This window comes from Mycobacterium paragordonae, assembly GCF_003614435.1.
Lineage (GTDB): Bacteria > Actinomycetota > Actinomycetes > Mycobacteriales > Mycobacteriaceae > Mycobacterium > Mycobacterium paragordonae.
Genome location: NZ_CP025546.1, coordinates 4,397,926 through 4,418,975, shown reverse-complemented (window position 1 = coordinate 4,418,975; position 21,050 = coordinate 4,397,926). Strand labels below are relative to the sequence as shown.

Below are 21,050 nucleotides of genomic sequence, written 5' to 3'. Positions count from 1 at the left end.
TTTCTGCTGGGCACATCGTGCATCAATATGAGGGCTCAAAACTGCTCTGCATCAACCGGTATCAACCTGTTAGGGAACTGTAGTACCGCCGCTCATTGCCAGCTCATGGCGAATCGACGATTCGAGCGTCCATTACACCGATGAACGGAACCGCCCCGATGGGCCGTGCGTCAGGGCTGACCGGCGCCGCCGTCATTGCTGTTGGCAACCGCGCCGTGGCCGCCGGAGCCGCCCGCGCCAGCGGTGCCTGCGTCACCCCCGGCGTTGACAAAAACGCCACCGTTGGCACCGAGGCCACCGGTTCCTCCGCCGGCACTGTCTGTGCCGGTGCCGCCTGGGTAGTTGCCCGCGGGGACAACGACGCCACCGCCACCGCCACCACCACCGGTGCCGCTACCGCCACTACCCCCGGCACCAGAGGCGCCAGTCAAGTTCAACGGGATGTTGGCCGCGGCGCCACCCGCGCCGCCGGCTCCCGCAAGGCCTCCGGCGGCAGCGGCCCCACCGCCGCCGCCTCCGCCTCCGCCGGCAGCTCTGTTCTGCAGGGCAGCCACTGCGGTACCGCCCGCGCCGCCGCCGCCACCGGCACCGCCGGACCCGCCGGGGGCGCCGGCCCCGCCGCCGCCACCGTCGCCGCCGGACCCGGAGACCACGGTGTTGCCGCCGCTATCGGTTGTGGCGGTGCCGCCAGTGCCGCCGGTGCCGCCGGTGCCGCCTACGCCGTCACCGCCGGCGTAGGCGCCGCCGCTACCGGCGTGGCCGCCACTCCCACCGGCGCCACCACCACCCCCGCCGCCGCCGAAGACCGCGTTACCGCTGGCCGAATCGGTTTGGCCGGCACCGCCGTGACCGCCGGTGCCACCGTGACCGCCGCCGCCACCGGCGCCGTTGACTCCGCTGCCGCTGGCGTTGCCGCCTGCTCCACCGGCGCCGCCGTTGCCGCCGTGGCCACCTTGGCCGGCGTAACCCTTGGCAAGGGCGCCGTCGGCGGCTCCGCCGGTACCGCCGGTGCCGCCGCCGCCCCCAGTGCCGCCCGCGCCGCCGGCGCCGGCCTGCCCGAGGAACCCTTGCAGGAATCCTCCGACGGACCCGTTCGCGGCGCCGCCGGCCCCACCAGCACCGGCGTCACCGCCATCGCCACCGATACCCCCGCTGCCCCCGGCCAGGGTGGGCAGGTTGTTGACGCCGTCGGCACCGGTGCCGCCGTTGCCGCCCTGGCCACCGTTGCCGCCAAGGCCACCCGCTCCGCCAACCCCGCCAAGCAGGGCCTGGTTCGCGCCGCCGGACCCGCCGTGGCCGCCGACTCCGCCATGTCCGCCGTCCGCACCGGCCCCGATCACGAGGCCGGAAGGCAGCGTTCCGCCATACCCGCCGGCGCCACCCGCACCGCCCGCACCGCCGGAGCCGCCGAACAGGGAGATCAATTGCCGGTTAGCTCCGCCGGACCCTCCGTCCCCGCCATGCCCGCCACCCCCGAACGGGGCGGTGATGCCGTTGCCGCCGGCTCCGCCTGCCCCGGGCGCGCCGCCGCCGATCCACCCGTTCGCCCCTCCGGCACCGCCGTTTCCGCCTGCTGGGCTGGAGAGGGGCTTGCCGTTTCCGCCCGCGCCACCGTCACCGCCGTGGCCCCATAAGCCCGCCGATCCGCCGGCCCCGCCTGCTTTCCCGAGCGCACCGGACCCCCCGTTGCCGCCGTTGCCGATCAGCCATCCGCCGTCGCCACCGTTCTGCCCGGTCCCTGGCGCCCCATCGGCGCCGTTGCCCAACAGCGGGCGACCCGTCAGCAGCTTGACCGGGTCGTAATTGAATATCCCGGTGCCCTGGATTTGACCGACCAGGGATGTCAGCGGGTCCGCAGCGGCCGCCGCATTGGCCGTCTCCGCGGTCGCATACACCCCTGCTCCCGACGTCATCGCCTGGACGAATTGCTCATGAAACAGCGCCGCCTGTGCGCTGACTGCCTGAAATTGCTGGCCGTGGGCGCCGAACAGCGCTGAGACCACGGCCGACACCTCATCCGCACCCGCCGCCAGTACCGCCGTCGTCGAGCCCGAAGCCGCCGTCCGGGCAGCCTGCAGCGCCGAGCCGATGTTCGCCAAATCCCCTGCAGCCGCACCCAGCAGCTCCGGTGCCACGCTCACAAATGACATGGTTCCTACCCCTTACCTCGGCGCGACAAAACCCACATCACAGCTGGGCCGACATTTGCCAGCCCGCCGGTCATCTGATGTTGTCGGACGCGCCGCGCGTGCGGCAGAGGCCGAAATACCCAATTGCCGGCGTCGGTCAACGCGGCTTTGTATGACGGAGAGGCCCGGCCATCACTTGGAATTTGCCGAGCCGAGGACGAACTCGGTCAGCGCGTCGACGAAGCCGCCGGGGCCCTTTGAGCGTTGGGGTGAGCAGGCCTTAAAGCGCGACGCGCCTGGATTACAAGGGCCGGTGGGAGCTACGGCCCGAGGTTTTAGGTGCCGCCGTTGCCGCCGGCGCCGCCGCCGCCCCCGCCGCCGCCATTCGGGTTGTTCCCCCCGCCGGACGGGCCGCCGCCGGGACTACCGGGGCCGCCGCCGACGCCGGCTCCGCCGTTGCCGCCGACGCCACCGGTGCCACCACCGCCTCCGCCGCCGCCGTTACCGCCGGTGCCCCAGTTACCCGAGCCGCCGCTCGTGTTACCGCCGCCGCCGTTCCCGCCAGTGCCGCCGGAACCACCTTTGGCGCCGGAGATGCCGGGCATGGTTCCGGCTCCGCCGGTGCCGCCGCTTCCGCCGGTACCTCCGTTTCCGCCGTTGCCGTTGGTGCTGAGAATGTCAAACCCGCCATAGCCGCCGTTCCCGCCGGTGCCACCGGACCCACCGGCGCTGGGGGTGCCGCCGGCGCCGCCATTGTCAGCCTTGCCACCGTTACCGCCGTTGCCGCCGCCGCCGCCGCTGCCGCCGCCGCCGCCGTTATAGCCGCCGTCAGTCGAGTTGCCTTCGCCGCCGGTGCCGCCGTTGCCGCCGTTGCCCGCGGTGCCGGCATTGCCGCCGTTAGCGAAGTGGCCGGTGCCGCCGCTGCCGGCGTTGCCGCCTTTCGCGCCGCTGGCGCCGCCGCCACCGGCCCGGCCGACTCCGGCGGTGCCGCTGCCACTGCCGCCGGTGCCGCCGTTGCCGCCGGTGGCACCGCTGCCGCCGTTGCCGCCTTTACCGCCGAACAGGCCCCCGTCGCCGCCGTTGCCTCCGCTGCCGCCCGCGGCGGCGCTGCCGCCGCTGCCGCCGTTGCTGAACGAGGCGGCAGTTCCGCCGGTGCCGCCGCTACCACCGACGCCGCCGTTGCCGCCGTTGCCGCCATCGGCCGAGCCGCCGGCAAATCCGAGAGCGAGGCCGCCGTTGCCGCCGACGCCGCCGTTGCCGCCGACGGCGCCGCTGCCGCCCGAATAGGTACTCAGTCCGCCCTTGCCGGCGCCGCCGCCGCTGCCGCCGCTGCCGCCGCTGCCCGCAGAGCCGCCCTTGCCGGCCGCGGCCCCGTTGCCGTTGCCGCCGGCGCCGCCGTTGCCGCCGTTGCCGCCGGCGGCGCCATTGCCGCCATCGTGGCTGGCGTCACCGCTGCCGTTGCCGCCGCTGCCGCCGTTGGCGCCATTGCCCCCGGCTCCGCCTTTGCCACCGCCTGCGCCGCCGTTGCCGCCTTTGCCGCCGCTACCGCCATCGCCGGCGACGCCGCCGTTGCCTCCATCTGAGAACGTGGAGTTGCCGCCCGCACCGCCGTTGCCGCCGCCGCCGGCGTTGCCGCCGTTGCCGGCGTCTCCGCCGCCGCCGGGGACCCCGGCACCCGAGCCATTGGCACCCAACGCATCGCCGCCGTTGCCGCCAATGCCGCCGTTGCCGCCAACGCCGCCCTTCGCGCCCGAATATCCCTGACCACCAATATTCAAAGCGCCGGCGCCGCCTGCGCCGCCGCTCCCGCCGCTGCCGGCGTTACCGCCGGTGCCTGCGATTGCGCCGTAACCGTTGCCGCCGGCGCCGCCGTTGCCGCCAGCACCCCCGTCGCCGCCGGGGCCGCCGTTTTGGCCGGCGAAGTCACTGCCGGAGCCGCCAACCCCGCCGTTGTTGCCGTTGCCGCCGTTGCCGGCGTTGCCGCCCTTACCCCCGCCGAGGCCGCCATTGCCGCCGTTGCCGCCGGCGCCGCCGGTACCGCCGTTACCGGCGGTACCCCCATTGCTGCCCAGTCCGGGTGTGCCACCGTCGCCACCCGATCCGGCGTTCCCGCCTTTGCCCGCATTGCCGCCGTTGCCGCCGCCGACACCATTGAATCCGCTGCCGCCGGCGCCGCCGCTTCCGCCCTTGCCCCCGTTGCCGCCGTCGCCGCCGGCATATCCGTCCGCGAAGGCGGACCACGATCCCCGGGCACCATTTCCGCCGTTACCCGCGTCGGCGCCGTTGCCACCGTTGCCGGCTATGCCGGTTGCGCCGTTTGTGCCCGCAGTGCCGCCGAGGCTGTTGACGCCCGCGAATCCGCCTAAGCCCGCATTGCCGCCGGGACCGCCGCTTCCTCCGTCTCCGCCGGCTCCGCCGGCGGCACCGGCCCCGCTGCCCTCGCCGTACGTGGGGCCGTCGCCGCCGTGGCCGCCATTGCCGCCGTTGGCGCCATTGCCGCCTTTGCCACCGCTACCCGCGGTTCCGCCGTAGGAGGCGCCGCCCTGGCCTCCTTGGCCACCGTTGCCGCCGGCGCCGCCACCGCCACCGGGGTTGCCGTCGGCCTTCGCGTTGTCGGCGCCGTTGCCGCCGGAGCCGGCGTTGCCGCCGGTGCCGCCGTTGCCACCGGTGCCCGCCTTGCCGACGGTTCCCGCGGCGCCGCTACCCGTACCGGCCACGCCGGCTTTCCCGGCGTCGCCGCCTACGCCGCCCTTGCCGCCGTTGCCGCCGTTGCCGCTGTCGGTGTTCAAGTCGGACAGGCCGTTGCCGCCACCACCGCCGAGTCCGCCGATGCCGCCGTTGCCGCCGCTGCCGTTGGTGCCACCGGCGTTGGCCTTGCCGCCGGTTCCGCCCTGTCCGCCGTCCCCGCCGGCTCCACCGGTGGTGCCGTTGATCTGGACGCCCGCGCCGTCTTTTCCAGCGGCGCCGTTACCACCGTTGCCGCCGAGCCCGCCGGTGCCGCCGTCCCCAGATGTGCCGGCGGTACCCCCGGCGCCTCCGGACCCCGCGAGTCCGGCGGTGCCCGCGTTGCCGCCGGTACCGCCCATGCCGCCGGTGCCGCCGCTCTTGCCCAGGGTGACGGCGGTGCCGCCGGCCCCGCCGGTGCCACCTTTTCCGCCGCTGCCGCTGTTGCCGCCGCTGCCGTTGACGCCGCCGCCCCCGCTGTTGCCGCCGGCTCCGCCGTTTCCACCGGCGCCACCGTTAGGCCCGGGGTCGCCGTTCAGGCCGGCCCCGGCCGCGGCCCCGGTCCCACCGTTGCCGCCGAAGCTGCCATTGCCGCCGTTACCGCCGCTGCCGTAGCCGCCCCCGGTCCCGCCGATGCCACCGACGCCGTTGCCACCTCCGGCACCGGCATTACCGCCGTTGCCGCCATTGCCGCCGGCGCCACCGGCCAGGGCGCCGGTGGCATTGGCGCCATGACCGCCCTCGCCGCCGTCCGCGCCGCTGCCGCCCCAGCCGCCGTTGCCGTTGATGGCCAGATTGCTGCCGTTGCCGCCCACCCCGGCGGCCCCACCGGCACCGCCCTTGCCGCCGCTACCGCCGTTGTGGGCGCTGTTCAGCGACGCTCCGCCATTGCCGGCCTTGCCGCCACCACCACCGGCGCCGCCGTTGCCCGCGGCCGCAGTGAGCCCGGCGGCCGCCCCACCGACGCCGCCGTGACCGCCGGCCCCGCCGTCACCGCCGTTGGTCGCCCCGAAGGCGGCGGTGTCGTTAGCACCGGCCCCGCCGATACCGCCGTGACCGCCTGCCCCGCCATGTCCACCGTCGCCGCCCAACCCGAGTAGCGGCGCTTGCCCCGACTGACCGCCGGCCCCGCCGTCACCACCGGCCCCACCGTGGCCGCCGAGCTGGTTAACGCCGCCGGCTCCACCGTCGCCGCCGGCTCCACCGGCACCGCCGAGCCCGCCGACCCCACCGATGCCTATGACACCGGCCTTGCCGCCAAACCCGCCGGCACCGCCCGACCCACCGGCGACACCGTCCACACCGGCCCCGCCGTTAGCCCCGGCACTGCCCATCCCGCCGGCACCACCGGTGCCACCCACACCGATGAACTGCCCGCCGTTGCCGCCCACACCGCCGCTGCCGCCCGCACCACCGCCGGGCCCGCCCATACCCCCGGCACCACCGATGCCGCCGTAGCCGATCAGCGGAGAGACACCGCCGGCCCCACCGGCCCCACCGGTGCCTCCCGCCGTCGTGCTGTTGCCGCCGGCCCCGCCGGCCCCACCCGCACCCCAGACCTGCCCGCCAGTCCCGCCGGCGCCGCCGGATGCACCCGCACCTCCGGCACCACCGGCACCGCCCGCACCGAGCAGGCCGGCGTCCCCGCCGGCGCCGCCGACCTGACCCGCCGCACCGGACCCGCCGTTACCGCCGTTGCCCCACAGCAATCCACCCAGTCCGCCCGCCTGGCCGGTGCCCGCCGCGCCGTTGGTTCCATCACCGATCAGCGGACGTCCCAGTAGTTGCTGGGTCGGTGCGTTGATCAGATCAAGCACCATCTGCCCGACATTGAGTGTCTCCGCGCGCGCATACCCGGCTCCACCGGCGGCCAGCGTCTGCACGAACTGTTGATGCAGCACCGCGGCCTGCCCGGCCAGCTCCTGGTAGCCCAGCGCGTGCCCGGAGAACATCGCCGCGATCGCGTGCGACACCTCGTCGGCGGCCGCGCTGGCCAGCCCCGTCGTCGACTGTGCCGCGGCCGCGTTGGCCGCGGAGATCGTCGAACCGATACCCGCCACGTCCGAGGCCGCAGCCGCCACTATCTCCGGTGAAACCAGCAAAAAAGCCATCAGCGACCTCGCCGTCCCTTAGAGCAACCCGAAAAGCCCCCCGAAACAACCGAAAAAGACACCCACCGAGCTCGGCCCGGAGCATGAGTCGACGCTTCCACTCGAATGCCCGTCCTTTCTTTCACAACGGCCGTGGGACTAAGTGGCACCGCTACCGCCGGTGCCGCCGCTGCCCCCGCTGCCGCCATTCGGGGGTCTGTTGTTCTGCCCGCCGGTCGGGCCGCTGCCGGCCTTGCCGACGGTTCCGAAGTTGCCGAAGCTGCCGTCGGCGGAGTTACCGCCGGTGCCGCCCGTGCCGCCGGTGCCGCCCGTACCACCGAGGCCCGCGTAGTCGTCGTTGCCGAACGTGCTGCCGTTGCCGCCGGTACCGCCCGTGCCACCGTTGCCGCCCGAGGCTGCTTTGCCGCCCAGAGCAGTTGCAGTGCCGCCGGTGCCGCCCACTCCGCCGTTGCCGCCGTTGCCGCCGTTGCCGTTGTTGGTGAGCGGAACCTGGCTGTCGCCGCCGTGACCGCCGGTACCGCCGTTACCACCGGTGCCGCCGCCCCCGGCGTCGCCGCCGAGACCTTTGCCGGAGACGCTGCCGCCGAGGCCGCCGTTGCCGCCCGCACCGCCGGTGCCGCCTTTGCCGCCGTCATACCCGGAGGAGAACGGGGCAACGTTTGTCGCGTCGCCGCCGGTGCCCCCGGTGCCACCATTGCCGGCGAGGCCGCCGGCGCCACCGTTTGCGTCGCGGCCCCGCCCGCCGTTGCCGGCGTCGCCACCGGCTCCGCCGGCTCCGCCGACCCCACCGTTCTGGCCGAAGTCGCCGCCGCCGCCGCCGGTTCCGCCGGTGTTGCCATTGCCGCCGCTGCCGCCGGCGCCTCCCTTGCCGCCGCCGAATCCGCCGTCGCCCCCGATGCCGCCGATGCCACCGACGCCACCGACGCCGCCGGGCCCGCCGTCACCGAAAACGCTCGCTGTGCCGCCGCTGCCGCCGCGGCCGGCCAGGCCGCCGTTGCCGCCGTTGCCGCCGTCGCCGCCGCCGACGCCGGCGACGCCGTTGCCGCCAAGACCTCCGGCACCGCCCTGTCCGCCGCCGCCGCCGGCGCCACCGTTATAACCGTCACCGGTGATTCCGACGGCACCGTCGGCGCCGTTGCCGCCGATGCCGCCGTTGCCGCCGTCACCGCCACGGCCGGCGACGCCCGCGTTGCCCGCGGCGCCCGCGATGCCACCGCCGGTATTCGTGCCGGCCGCGCCGCCCGCGCCGGCGTTGCCACCGGCGCCGCCAGTGCCCCCGATGCCACCGTCGCCACCAGGCGGACCGTCGGAGCCATCGGGCGGCGGCGGCCGCACGCCGGCGACGCCGTTACCTCCCTGGCCGCCCTTACCTCCGTTGGCGCCGTTGCCGCCGGTCCCGCCGCTGCCGGCGGTTCCGCCGTTGCTGGCGCCACCATTGCCGCCCTGACCGCCGCTGCCGCCTTTTGTGCCGTTGCCGCCGGCCCCGCCATCGGTGTTGAAGTCGTTGGTGCCGTTGCCGCCCAATGCGCCGTTGGTGCCGTTGCCGCCGTTGCCGCCGGTGCCTGCCGTGCCGACGGTTCCGGCGGCGCCGGGACCCGTGCCGGCCAGGCCGGCTTTCCCAGCGTCGCCGCCGTTACCACCGTTGCCGCCGTTGCCGCCATCCACACTGGCCGTCCCGGGGAGGCCGATACCGCCGTTGCCGCCTTTGCCGCCGGTGCCGCCGTTGCCACCGCCGCCATTAGTGCCACCGGCATTGGCCTTGCCGCCGGTTCCGCCTTGGCCGCCGTCGCCGCCGCCGCCACCGGTGCCGCCGTTGATGTTGCCGACGGTGCCGGCGGTTCCATTGGCGCCGTTGCCGCCATTGCCGCCGAGTCCGCCTTTGCCGCCGTCGCCGGATATGCCGGCGGAACCCCCGCTGCCTCCGGTCCCGGCGGCGCCGGCGGTGCCGGCGTTGCCGCCGGTCCCACCAATGCCGCCGTCGCCGCCCTTGGTCCCAAGGGCGACGGCCGTGCCGCCCGCCCCACCGGTACCGCCGACGCCGCCGTTGCCGCCATTGCCGCCGCTGCCGTTGACGCCGCCGGGTCCACTGGCGCCGCCGGCCCCGCCGTTGCCACCGGCCCCGCCGTTGGGCCCGGGGTTGCCGCCCAGCCCGGCCCCGCCGGCAGCGCCGGTGCCACCATTGCCGCCGTAGCTGCCGTCGCCGCCGTTGCCGCCGGCGCCGTAGGCACCCGCCGTCCCGCTGACGCCACCGGTGCCGGCCGCCCCACCGGCTCCGGCATTGCCGCCGGCACCGCCGTTGCCGCCCTTGCCGCCGGCCAGAGCCCCGGTGGCGTTGGCGCCATGACCGCCATCACCGCCGTCCGCGCCGCTGCCACCCAGCCCACCGTTGCCGTTGACCGCGTTATTGCTGGCGTTGCCGCCCGCCCCGGCGGCCCCACCGGCACCGCCCTTACCGCCGCTACCGCCGTTGTGGGCGGTGTTCGTCGCGATCCCGCCATTTCCGGCCGCCCCGCCGCTACCGCCGGCACCGCCGTTCCCGGCAACCCCCCCGAGTCCGGCGGCCGCCCCACCGACGCCCCCGTGACCGCCGGCGCCGCCGTCGCCGCCGTTTGCTGCTAATAGCGCGGCGGTGTCGTTGCCGCCGGCCCCACCGATACCGCCGTTACCACCGCCGCCGCCGTTGCCGGCCGAACCGGCCAGCCCGAGCAACGGGCCGCCGCCCGCGCGACCCCCGGCACCGCCGTCACCACCAGCCCCACCGTCACCACCGAGTTGGCCATTGGCGCCGGCCCCGCCGTCGCCGCCGACCGCTCCGGCACCGCCGACCCCGCCGATCCCGCCGGCTCCCAGCAAACCAGCGCTGCCGCCGGCCCCGCCGCTGCCGCCGGACCCACCGGCGACACCGTCCACACCGGCTCCGCCGTTTGCTCCGGCGTTGCCCATCCCGCCGGCACCGCCGGTGCCGCCCACGCCGATGAACTGCCCGCCGTTGCCGCCCACACCGCCGGTGCCGCCCGCACCACTATTAGGCCCGCCCATACCGCCGGCACCACCGGCGCCGCCGTAGCCGATCAGCGGGGACGCCCCGCCGGCCCCGCCGGCCCCACCGGTGCCCCCCATAGTCGCGCTGTTGCCACCAATCCCGCCGGCCCCGCCGGAACCGAACACCCACCCGCCGGACCCGCCGGCCCCGCCGGCCGAGCCGGTACCCCCGGCACCACCGGCGCCGCCGGTGCCAATGAGACCTGCATCTCCACCGGCGCCGCCGGCCTGCCCGGCCGCCCCGGACCCGCCGTTACCGCCGTTGCCGTACAGCAAGCCACCCAGTCCGCCCGGCTGCCCGGTGCCCGGCGCCCCGTCGGTGCCATTGCCGATCAGCGGACGGCCCAAGAGCTGCTGGGTAGGCGCGTTGATCAGGTCTAAAAGCGGCTGCAACGGGCCGACATTGAGCGCCTCCGCGCGCGCATACCCGGCGCCACCGGCAGCCAGCGTCTGCACAAACTCTTGATGCAGCACCGCGGCCTTCCCGGCCAGTTCCTGATAGCCCAGCGCGTGCCCGGAGAACATCGCCGCGATCGCGTGCGACACCTCGTCAGCGGCCGCGCTGACTACTCCCGTTGTGGACTGTGCCGCGACCGCATTGGCCGCAGAGATCGTCGAGCCGATACCCGCCACGTCCGAAGCCGCAGCCACCACCAGCTCTGGTGAAACCACCATAAAAGTCATCAGCGACCTCGCCGTACCTCAGGACAACCCGGATAACCACCAGCAGCGACCAGCGCAGTCAAACACGGTAGCCCAACGTGGACGCACCGTTTACGTTTTCGCGCGAATGCCGTAAATGTTGTGACGCCGCTGAGCGAAGGAGCGGCGCTCGACAAATAAATTCATCGGGCGCTCGAAAATTTTGCGACGAATGTGTGTGAAACCGTCCGTAAAACCGGAGCCGGCCGTACGGTAGGTGCCGTTATACGCCGGTTGATTGGAAACTGACCGCCACCTCGGTGGGGGTTACCCGCGAAGGACAGCGTATGGATTTTGCGGTATTGGCACCCGAGGTCAACTCGGCGCGGATGTTCCTTGGCGCGGGGTCGGGATCGATACTGGCCTCCGCGGCGGCCTGGGATGGCTTGGCCGCCGAATTGTCTTCGGCGGCGGCCTCTTTCGGCTCGCTGACCACCGGCCTCCTGGATTCCGCTTGGCAGAGCTCGGCAGCGGTGGCGATGGCGGGCGCCGCCGCACCTTATCTGGGATGGCTGAGATCGGCTGCGGCCCAGGCCGGCGAAGCGGCGGGCCACGCCCGCATTGTGGCGGCCGCGTTCGAGGCGGCGCAGGCGGCGACGGTCCATCCACTGGTCGTAGCCGCCAACCGCGCTCAGCTGGTGTCGGTGGTGAGAGCGAATCTGCTGGGGCTGAACGCGCCGGTGATCGCGGCCATCGAGGCACAGTACGAGGGAATGTGGGCGCAGGATGTGGCCGCGATGTTCGGCTACTATTCCGGCGCTTCCGCCGTGGCCGCGGGCATGACACCGTTCAGCCTGCCGCTGTCGAATTTGGCGGGCTTGGTGGGGGGCGTGGCGAACGCCTCAAGTGCCATCGTCGCGGCGGCGAATGCCGCCGGCGCTCAGTTCGCGGGCGCGGTGTCGGCCGGCATGGGTACAGCTGCGGCCGGTGCGGGTGCAACTGCGGCCGCCGACGGTGCCGCCCTGCTACTCACCATCAATGTCGGCCTGGCCAATGTCGGCGTCGGCAATCTCGGCAACGCGAACATCGGCAACTACAACGCTGGTAGCGCGAACATCGGCTCGGGCAACCTCGGGCCGGCCAACATCGGTTTCGGGAATATCGGGTTCGGAAACAGTGGTCCCTCGCTGACCGCGGCCCTCCACAACATCGGCTTCGGCAACACCGGCAGTAACAACATCGGCCTGGGAAACACCGGCACCGGCAACATCGGGTTCGGTAACAACGGCAACGGCAATGTCGGTATCGGGCTGACCGGCGACAACATGAGCGGGTTCGGCGGGTTTAACTCCGGCACCGGCAACCTCGGCTTGTTCAACTCCGGCACCAACAACATCGGTTTCTTCAACTCGGGAACCGGAAACTTCGGTCTCGGCAACTCCGGCATCTTCAACACCGGTTTCGGCAACTCCGGGACCGCCAACACCGGCTTCTTCAACACGGGCATAGCCAACACAGGCTTCGCCAACGCGGGCAACTACAACACGGGCAATTTCAACTCGGGCAACAGCAACACCGGCGGTTTCAACCCCGGCAGCTACAACACCGGCTGGCTCAACAGCGGCAACTACAACACCGGCGTGGCCAACGCCGGCAATTTCGACACCGGCGCTTTGATTTCGGGCAACTACAGCAACGGCCTTTTCTGGCGCGGCGACTACCAAGGCCTGATCGGCGGTTCGCCGGGCTTCGGCAACTCCACCACCGTCCCCTCTTCGGGGTTCTTCAACAGCGGCGACGGCGGGGCCTCCGGCTTCCTGAACTCCGGAGGCAATGTTTCGGGCTTCTTCAACTCACCGTCGGGAACCCTCGGCGTCTCGGGCTTGCTGAACACCGGCGTGGGGCTCTCCGGTATCTACAACACCGGCAACACCATTTCGGGCATTTTGAACAGCGCCTACCCGGAGAACCTCACGACGCCCAACTACGTGTCGGGTCTCAACAACACGGGTCCCAACGTGTCGGGCCTGTTCAGCGGGTCCGACCCCACCAGCAACACCGGCTTGGCCAACGTCGGCGTCAAGAACACCGGCTTCGCCAACGTCGGCGACCACAACATCGGTATCGGCAACGTCGCCAACGGAAACACCGGCGGCGGAAACAACGGCCAGGACAACATCGGTTTCGGCAACACGGGTGCGTCGAATACCGGCATCGGCAACTCCGGCATTTCAAACCTCGGCAGCGGAAACCTGGGCAACTTCAACAAGGGTCTGGGAAATCTCGGCGACTACAACACGGGCCTGGGCAACCTGGGCACCAACAACCAGGGATTTGGCAACAACGGTTTCGGCAACATCGGCTTCGGTAACACCGGCAGCGGAAACATCGGAATCGGGCTGTCCGGAACGGGCCTGATGGGCTTCGGGGCCCTGAACACGGGCAGCGGCAACCTCGGCTTGTTCAACTCCGGCACCAACAACATCGGCCTGTTCAACTCCGGCACCGGAAACGTCGGGATCGGAAACGCGGGCATCGGCAACTGGGGCATCGGCAACCCCGGCATCGGCAACACGGGCTACGGCAACGCCGGCAGCACCAACACGGGCTGGTTCAACACCGGCCTCGCCAACACGGGCATCGCCAACGTCGGCAACTACAACACAGGTTTCCTCAACGTCGGCAACATCAACACCGGCCTCTTCAACCCGGGCAATTACAACACTGGCGGCCTCAACCCCGGCGGCACCAATACGGGCCTCCTGAACACCGGCAATTTCAACAACAGCATTCTCGCCTCGGGCGACGGATCGGGCCAGATCGCGATCGACCTTGCCGTCACCATTCCCAGCGTCACATTTGACCAACAAATGGTCATTCCGGTCAACGAAGTGATGCAATTCGGCGGAACCGTATTCACTTTGCCGGGCGGCATGCAACAGTTCTCCACCTTCCTCTCGCCGCCGCCCGACCCGATAACGCTGAACCTGGGACCCGTCAACATATCGAGTTCCACAATCAATCTGCCCCTGGTGACGCTCACTATTGGCGGACCGAACACCAACGTCGGCATCAATATCAGTGGCGCCTTCCAAGGTGGCACTATTCAGCTGCTCAAGGTCAACCCGATGCCGGGCTTCGGCAATGCGACCACCTTGCCGTCATCGGGTTTCTTCAACGGCGGGACCGGCCGCGCGTCCGGCTTTTTCAACGTCGGCTCCGACATATCCGGCATACAGAACTTCGGTGCGCTGTCATCCGGCCTGGCGAACCTCGGCAACACCGTCTCCGGCATTTACAACACCAGCACGGTCAACCTCGCGACGGCGGCCAACCTCTCCGGGCTGGCAAACGCCGGCCAGAACTTGGCCGGGGCCGTCCGCGACAGCGCCGGCGGCCTGATCGTCAACCTGGGCCTGGCGGATCACGGACAGTTCAACCTGGGTAGCGGCAACTTCGGCAGCGGCAACTTCGGCAACGGAAATATCGGCGGCGCGAATATCGGCAGCGGCAACATCGGCAGCACGAACTTCGGCAGCGGCAACATCGGCTTCGGGAACATCGGATTCGGCAACGCCGGCCCCGGATTGACGGCGGCCATTCACAACATCGGGTTCGGCAACACCGGCAGCGACAACATCGGGTTCGGCAACACCGGTAACGGCAACATCGGGTTCGGCAATACCGGTAACGGCAACATCGGCTTCGGCCTCAGCGGCGATCGCCTGCTTGCATTCGGAGACTGGAACACCGGCAGCGGCAATATCGGCTTGTTCAACTCGGGCAACGACAACGTCGGCTTCTTCAACTCGGGATCCGGGAACTTCGGCATCGGCAACTCCGGGAGCTACAACACCGGCTTCGGCAACACCGGCAGCACCAACACGGGTCTTTTCAATACCGGCATCGTCAACACCGGTATCGCCAACGCGGGTTCCTACAACACCGGCGGCTACAACGTCGGCAGCTTCAACACCGGCGCCGCCAACCCGGGCAGCTACAACACCGGATTGTTCAACGTCGGCAACTTCAACACCGGCTTGGTGAACTCGGGCAACTACGACACCGGCGCCTTCATCTCGGGCAACATGAACAACGGCCTGTTCTGGCGGGGCAACGAGCAAGGCCTGATGGGCGGGAGCTACATAATCCATGTGCCCGAGATGCCCGGGCACCTCAACTTGAATGTCCCGATCAACATTCCTATCAATGCGACGATCACCAGCGGTGTCTACAACGGGATCACCGTTGGCAGCATTCCCTTCGATATCACTTATGGATTGTTCTCGGGAATTACCTTGGTTTCCGGAACTATCAATTCGCTCACGATCCCGCCGATCACATTCAACCTGTCCCTGTTGAATGTCAGCATCGGCAATCCGAATGGAACGACGGCGCTGAATGTGCCCGCCACGTTCAGTATCGGCCCCGTCGACTGGACGATCTACAACCAACCGGCGATGCCGGGCCTCTTCAACTCCAGCATCGGTCCGTCATCGGGATTCTTCAACCGCGGTATCGGCGGCAACTCGGGCTTCGGAAACTTCGGTCTCAATAACTCCGGTTTCCAGAACATTTCTTCCGGGCTCTTCGGAAATTCGGGCTTCATGAATTACGGGGCCCTGCAGTCGGGTGTGGAAAACTTCGGCAACAGCGTGTCGGGTTTGTTCAACACGAGCTCGCTCAACCTGTCGACGGCGGCTCACATCTCCGGCCTGTCGAACACCGGCAGCAACCTGGCCGGCCTCTTCCGAAACACCTTCGACGGAACCATCGCCGGCAGCACGAACTTCAACCTGGGCCTCGGCAACGTGGGCGGGCTGAACCTGGGCTTCGGAAACGTCGGCGACTACAACCTCGGCCTCGGGAACCTCGGCGACTACAACATCGGCAGCGGCAACATCGGCAGCCAGAACTTCGGTAACGGGAACATCGGCAGCTTCAACTTCGGGTTCGGCAACAGCGGCCCGGGATTGACGGCGGCCTTAAATAACATCGGGATCGGCAACACCGGCAGCAACAACTTCGGGTTCGGCAACTTCGGTGACGGCAACATCGGCTTCGGCAACACCGGTAGCGGCAACATCGGTATCGGGCTCACCGGCAACAACCAGTCCGGCTTCGGTGCCCTGAACTCCGGCAGCGGCAACGTCGGCCTGTTCAACTCGGGCACCGACAACGTCGGCTTCTTCAACTCGGGCACCGGCAACTACGGCATCGGCAACTCCGGCAGCTACAACACCGGCATCGGCAACACCGGCAGCACCAACACCGGCTTCTTCAACACCGGGCTGGTCAACACCGGTATCGCGAACGCGGGCAACTACAACACCGGCAGCTACAACGTCGGCAGCACGAACACCGGCAGCTTCAACCCGGGCAACTTCAACACCGGCTGGGTCAACACCGGCGACTACAACACCGGGGTAGGCAACTCCGGAAACGTCAACACCGGCCTCTTCAACACCGGCAGCTTCAACAACGGCATCGGCTGGCGGGCCGACTACCAGGGCCTGGTCGACTTCAACGCGACCACGATCATTCCCGACTCCGCTATTCCGCTGAAGTTCGACGTGCCCATCTACCTGTCCGTACCGATCGGCGCGGTACTTCCGACCATCACGATCTCGAGCTTCACCATTCCGTCCCTGACGGTTGACGCCAGCACGATCCTGGGCGACGCGAACCTCGGCCTCGACTCGATCACATTCCCGAACCTGACGATCGGCCTGCCCTTCATCGGTATCAACATCGGCACACCCGTGGGGTCGACCGGACCGTTGATCGACATCACCGGTAACGGCCGGCTGCTGCCGATCACGTTCGCTGGTGTGAACATCAAGCCGGTTCCTGGCTTCGGAAACTCGACCACCAACCCGTCGTCGGGCTTCTTCAACTCCGGAAACGGCACCTCCTCCGGCTTCATGAACATCGGCACCAACGCGTCCGGCCTCTTCAACCTGGTATCCGGCACGTCGGGAATCTCCGGCTACAAGAACTTCGGTGACCTGATCTCGGGCGTCTCGAACCTGGGCAACACCGTCTCGGGTCTGTTCAACACCAGCGACGCCACCAACCTGTTCACCACACCCGCCAATCTCTCCGGGATCAGCAACGTCGGCACCAACCTCGCGGGCTTCCTGCGCAGCAGCGGCGGCGGATCGTTGTTCAACGTGGGCCTCGCCGATATCGGCCAATGGAACGTCGGCAACGGAAACATCGGCGATTTCAACCTGGGCAACGGGAACATCGGCGGCTACAACATCGGCAGTGGCAACGTCGGCATCCAGAACATCGGCAGCGGCAACATCGGCAGCTTCAACTTCGGGTTCGGCAACAGCGGCCCGGGATTGACGGCGGCCCTGAACAACATCGGGATCGGCAACACCGGCAGCAACAACTTCGGCTTCGGCAACTTCGGTGACGGCAACATAGGCTTCGGCAACACCGGCAGCGGCAACATCGGTATCGGACTGACCGGCAATAACCAGTCCGGCTTCGGCGCCCTGAACTCCGGCAGCGGCAACATCGGCCTGTTCAACTCGGGCACCGACAACGTCGGCTTCTTCAACTCGGGCACCGGCAACTACGGCATCGGCAACTCCGGCAGCCACAACACCGGCTTCGGCAATGCCGGAAATTCCAACACCGGTTTCTTCAACACCGGCAGCGTCAACACCGGGATCGCCAACGCCGGCAGCTACAACACCGGCAGCTACAACACCGGCAGCACCAACACCGGAAGCTTCAACCCGGGCAGCGTCAACACCGGCAGCTTCAACACCGGCAGTTTCAACACCGGCATCGGAAACTCGGGCAACGTCAACACCGGTGGCTTCAACGCCGGCAGCTACAACAACGGCTTCATCTGGCGGGACGACTACCAGGGCCTGGTCGGCTTCGACTACACCATCACCATCCCGGAATTCCCCGCCCTCAACCTCGATGTCAACATCCCGCTCAATATCCCGCTGAACATCGACCTCGGCACCCTGCGGGTTTACGGATTCCAGCTGGCGCCAATCAATCTCACGTTCTCGGGCCCGTTGTGGTCGGACGTCAACGCCACCGTCAGCGCTATCCAGATCCCGTCGATCACCGGCACCCTGCCCACAATCACCGGAAACATCGGCAACCCGGACGGTTCAACGGCGATCAACCTGTCCGTGCACAGCACCGCAGGACCCATCCGCGTCCCGCTCATCCACGTCCCGGCGACCCCGGGCTTCGGAAACACCAGCGCCACCCCGTCATCGGGCTTCTTCAACAGCGGCGCCGGTGGCGTATCGGGCTTCGGAAACCTCGCTGCCAACACATCCGGCCTGTTCAACTTCCAAGCCCTGGGAAGCTCGGGCGTCAACAACGTCGGCACGCTGGTCACGGGCTTCTCCAACCTGGGCAACACCGTCTCGGGTCTCTTCAACACCAGCGCCGCCACCAACCTGTTCACGACGCCGGCCAACCTGTCGGGTCTGCACAACGTCGGCACGGACCTCGCGGGCTTGTTCCGCAACGGCCCGAGCGCGTCGAACTGGAACGTGGGCCTGGCCGACATCGGGCAATTCAGCCTGGGCGCCGGAAACATCGGCGATTTCAACCTGGGCAACGGAAACATCGGCGGCCTCAACATCGGCAGTGGCAACATCGGCAGCCAGAACTTCGGCAGCGGCAACATCGGCAGCTTCAACTTCGGGTTCGGCAACAGCGGCCCGGGATTGACCGCGGCCCTGAACAACATCGGGATCGGCAACACCGGCAGCAACAACTTCGGGTTCGGCAACTTCGGCGACGGCAACATCGGCTTCGGCAACACCGGTAGCGGCAACATCGGTATCGGGCTCAGCGGCAATAACCAGGTCGGCTTCGGCGCCCTGAACTCGGGCAGCGGCAACATCGGCCTGTTCAACTCGGGCAGCAACAACGTCGGCTTCTTCAACTCCGGCACCGGCAACTTCGGCATCGGCAACTCCGGCAGCTACAACACCGGCATCGGCAACACCGGCAGCACCAACACCGGCTTCTTCAACACCGGGCTGGTCAACACCGGGATCGCCAACGCGGGCAACTACAACACCGGCAGCTACAACATCGGCAACATGAACACCGGCAGCTTCAACCCGGGCGACTCCAACACCGGCTGGTTCAACACCGGCGACTACAACACCGGGTTGGGGAACTCGGGCAAGGTCGACACCGGTCTGTTCAACACCGGCAGCTACAACAACGGCCTGTTGTGGCGGGGCGACTACCGGGGCGTCCTCACCGGCGGCTACTCCATCACGGTCGACGAGATTCCGATCAACTTCGACGTTCACGCACCGATCAATATCCCGGTCACCGCCACCATCACCAGCGTGAACATGTCGGCGATCAACGTTCCGCAGATCTACATCAGCGGCACCGCCCATGTGCTCGGCTTCATCGACGCTGCCAACTTCAACGTCACCGTCGGTCCCATCAGTGTCCACGGCGGCGCTGCCAACGCGCCCTCGACGACGCCCATCACGGTCGACTTCGGCAGCCAACCCCCGGTCAACACGGTGTCGTTCAACATCGGCGCCCTCGACGGTTCGACTGTCCTTGCCATCGTCGGCAACGCGGGAGTCGGTCCCGTCACGATTCCGCTCATCAACATTCCGGCGACACCGGGCTTCTTCAACACCACGACTTCTCCGTCGTCCGGCTTCTTCAACTGGGGCGCCGGCGGCGTCTCGGGCCTGTTCAACAACGGCGCCGGCAGCTCGGGCCTGGCGAACTTCGCCACCGGCCTCCTCGGAAACTCCGGCATCCAAAACTACGGTTCGCTGCAGTCCGGCCTAGCCAACCTCGGCAACAGCATTTCGGGTCTGTTCAACACCGGATTGGGCGTGCCGGCCAACCTCTCCGGCTTCAGCAACGTCGGCGCCGACCTGGCCGGGTTGTTCCAGAACGGCGCGACCGGAGGCACCACCTTCAGCCTCGGCCTGGGCAATGTCGGTTCCCTGAACTTCGGCAACGCGAACATCGGCGACTTCAACTTCGGTAACGGCAACCTCGGCGGCTACAACCTGGGTAACGGCAACGTCGGCGGAAACAACTTCGGCGGCGGCAACATCGGCAGCCAGAACTTCGGCAGCGGCAACATCGGCAGCTTCAACTTCGGGTTCGGCAACAGCGGCCCGGGATTGACGGCGGCCCTGAACAACATCGGATTCGGCAACACCGGCAGCAACAACTTCGGCTTCGGCAACTTCGGTGACGGCAACATCGGCTTCGGCAATACCGGCAACGGCAACATCGGTATCGGGCTCAGCGGCAACAACCAGGTCGGCTTCGGCGCCCTGAACTCCGGCAGCGGCAACATCGGCCTGTTCAACTCGGGCAGCAACAACGTCGGGTTCTTCAACTCCGGCACCGGCAACTTCGGCATCGGCAACTCCGGCAGCTTCAACACCGGTATCGGCAACACCGGCAGCACCAACACCGGCTTCTTCAACAGCGGCCTGGTCAACACCGGCATCGGCAACGCGGGCAACTACAACACCGGCTTGTTCAACGTCGGCAATACCAACACGGGCAGCTTCAACCCGGGCAGCTACAACACCGGCGACTTCAACGCCGGGAACTACAACACCGGCTGGTTCAACACCGGCAACTCCAACACCGGCATTGCCAACTCCGGCAACGTCGACACGGGAGCATTCATCTCGGGCAGCTACAGCAACGGCTTCCTGTGGAGGGGCGACTACCAGGGCCTCTTCGGTCTCAACTCCTCCTTCACGATCCCGGCGATCCCGTACCACTACGACGTGCCGCTCAACATACAGATACCGATCACGGGCGTCATCGATGCCGTCACAGCGGGCGCGTTCACGTATTCGATTCCGATTCACATCCAGGCCAGTACGATTCTCGGGATCCGAATCACGGACTCCGACAGCAACATTGGACCCGTCACCTTCAACCTGAACACCCTTCAACCGCAAACCCCGATCGATTACCTGTTCACCAATGTCACCAATCTCGCCGGCACCGGTGTTCTGGGCCCCTTCACAATCGGCTCCGGCTTCCAGTCGGGCCCCGGCTTCTTCAACACGGGCCCAGGCCCGTCGTCGGGCTTCTTCAACTCCGGCAATGGCGCATCCGGCTTCTTCAACACCGCATCCGGGGCCGTGTCCGGCCTGGCGAACCGCTTCGTCCAGACTTCGGGTTTGTTCAACGCCGGCGGGATCAACGTGTCGGGCCTGCAGAACTTCGGCACCTTCGAGTCGGGCTGGGCGAACCTCGGCAACTTCGTGTCCGGCGCGTTCAACACCAGTGCCCTCAACCTCGCCACGCAGGCCTTCGTCTCGGGCATCGGCAACTTCGGCACCCAGTTGTCCGGCTTCTTCGGTCAGTAGCGGGTCCGCGCCGGCTGTAGGGC

4 protein-coding genes are annotated in these 21,050 nt (G+C 69.0%); 1 reads left to right on the top strand and 3 read right to left on the bottom strand.

Annotated elements, in window-relative coordinates; genetic code table 11:
* Positions 1 to 170: 170 nt before the first annotated feature.
* From C0J29_RS34475 to C0J29_RS33880, 3 genes are all read right to left on the bottom strand, one after another.
* On the bottom strand, positions 171 to 2,150 hold the full coding sequence (locus tag C0J29_RS34475) for a PE family protein (RefSeq protein ID WP_120793343.1): 1,980 nt from the start codon (positions 2,148 to 2,150) through the stop codon (positions 171 to 173).
* A 314-nt stretch (positions 2,151 to 2,464) separates the two neighbouring features.
* The gene (locus tag C0J29_RS34470) at positions 2,465 to 6,964 is read right to left on the bottom strand and encodes a PE family protein (protein WP_120793342.1); all 4,500 of its coding nucleotides are present in this window, start codon (positions 6,962 to 6,964) and stop codon (positions 2,465 to 2,467) included.
* A 138-nt stretch (positions 6,965 to 7,102) separates the two neighbouring features.
* The gene (locus C0J29_RS33880; RefSeq protein WP_120793341.1) at positions 7,103 to 10,690 is read right to left on the bottom strand and encodes a PE family protein; all 3,588 of its coding nucleotides are present in this window, start codon (positions 10,688 to 10,690) and stop codon (positions 7,103 to 7,105) included.
* Positions 10,691 to 10,995: 305 nt separating this feature from the next.
* Between C0J29_RS33880 and C0J29_RS19985 the strand changes: the two genes are divergently transcribed.
* Entirely contained in the window at positions 10,996 to 21,027 is a 10,032-nt protein-coding gene (locus C0J29_RS19985; RefSeq protein ID WP_120793340.1) for a PPE family protein, read from the top strand.
* The last annotated feature ends 23 nt before the right edge of the window (positions 21,028 to 21,050 follow it).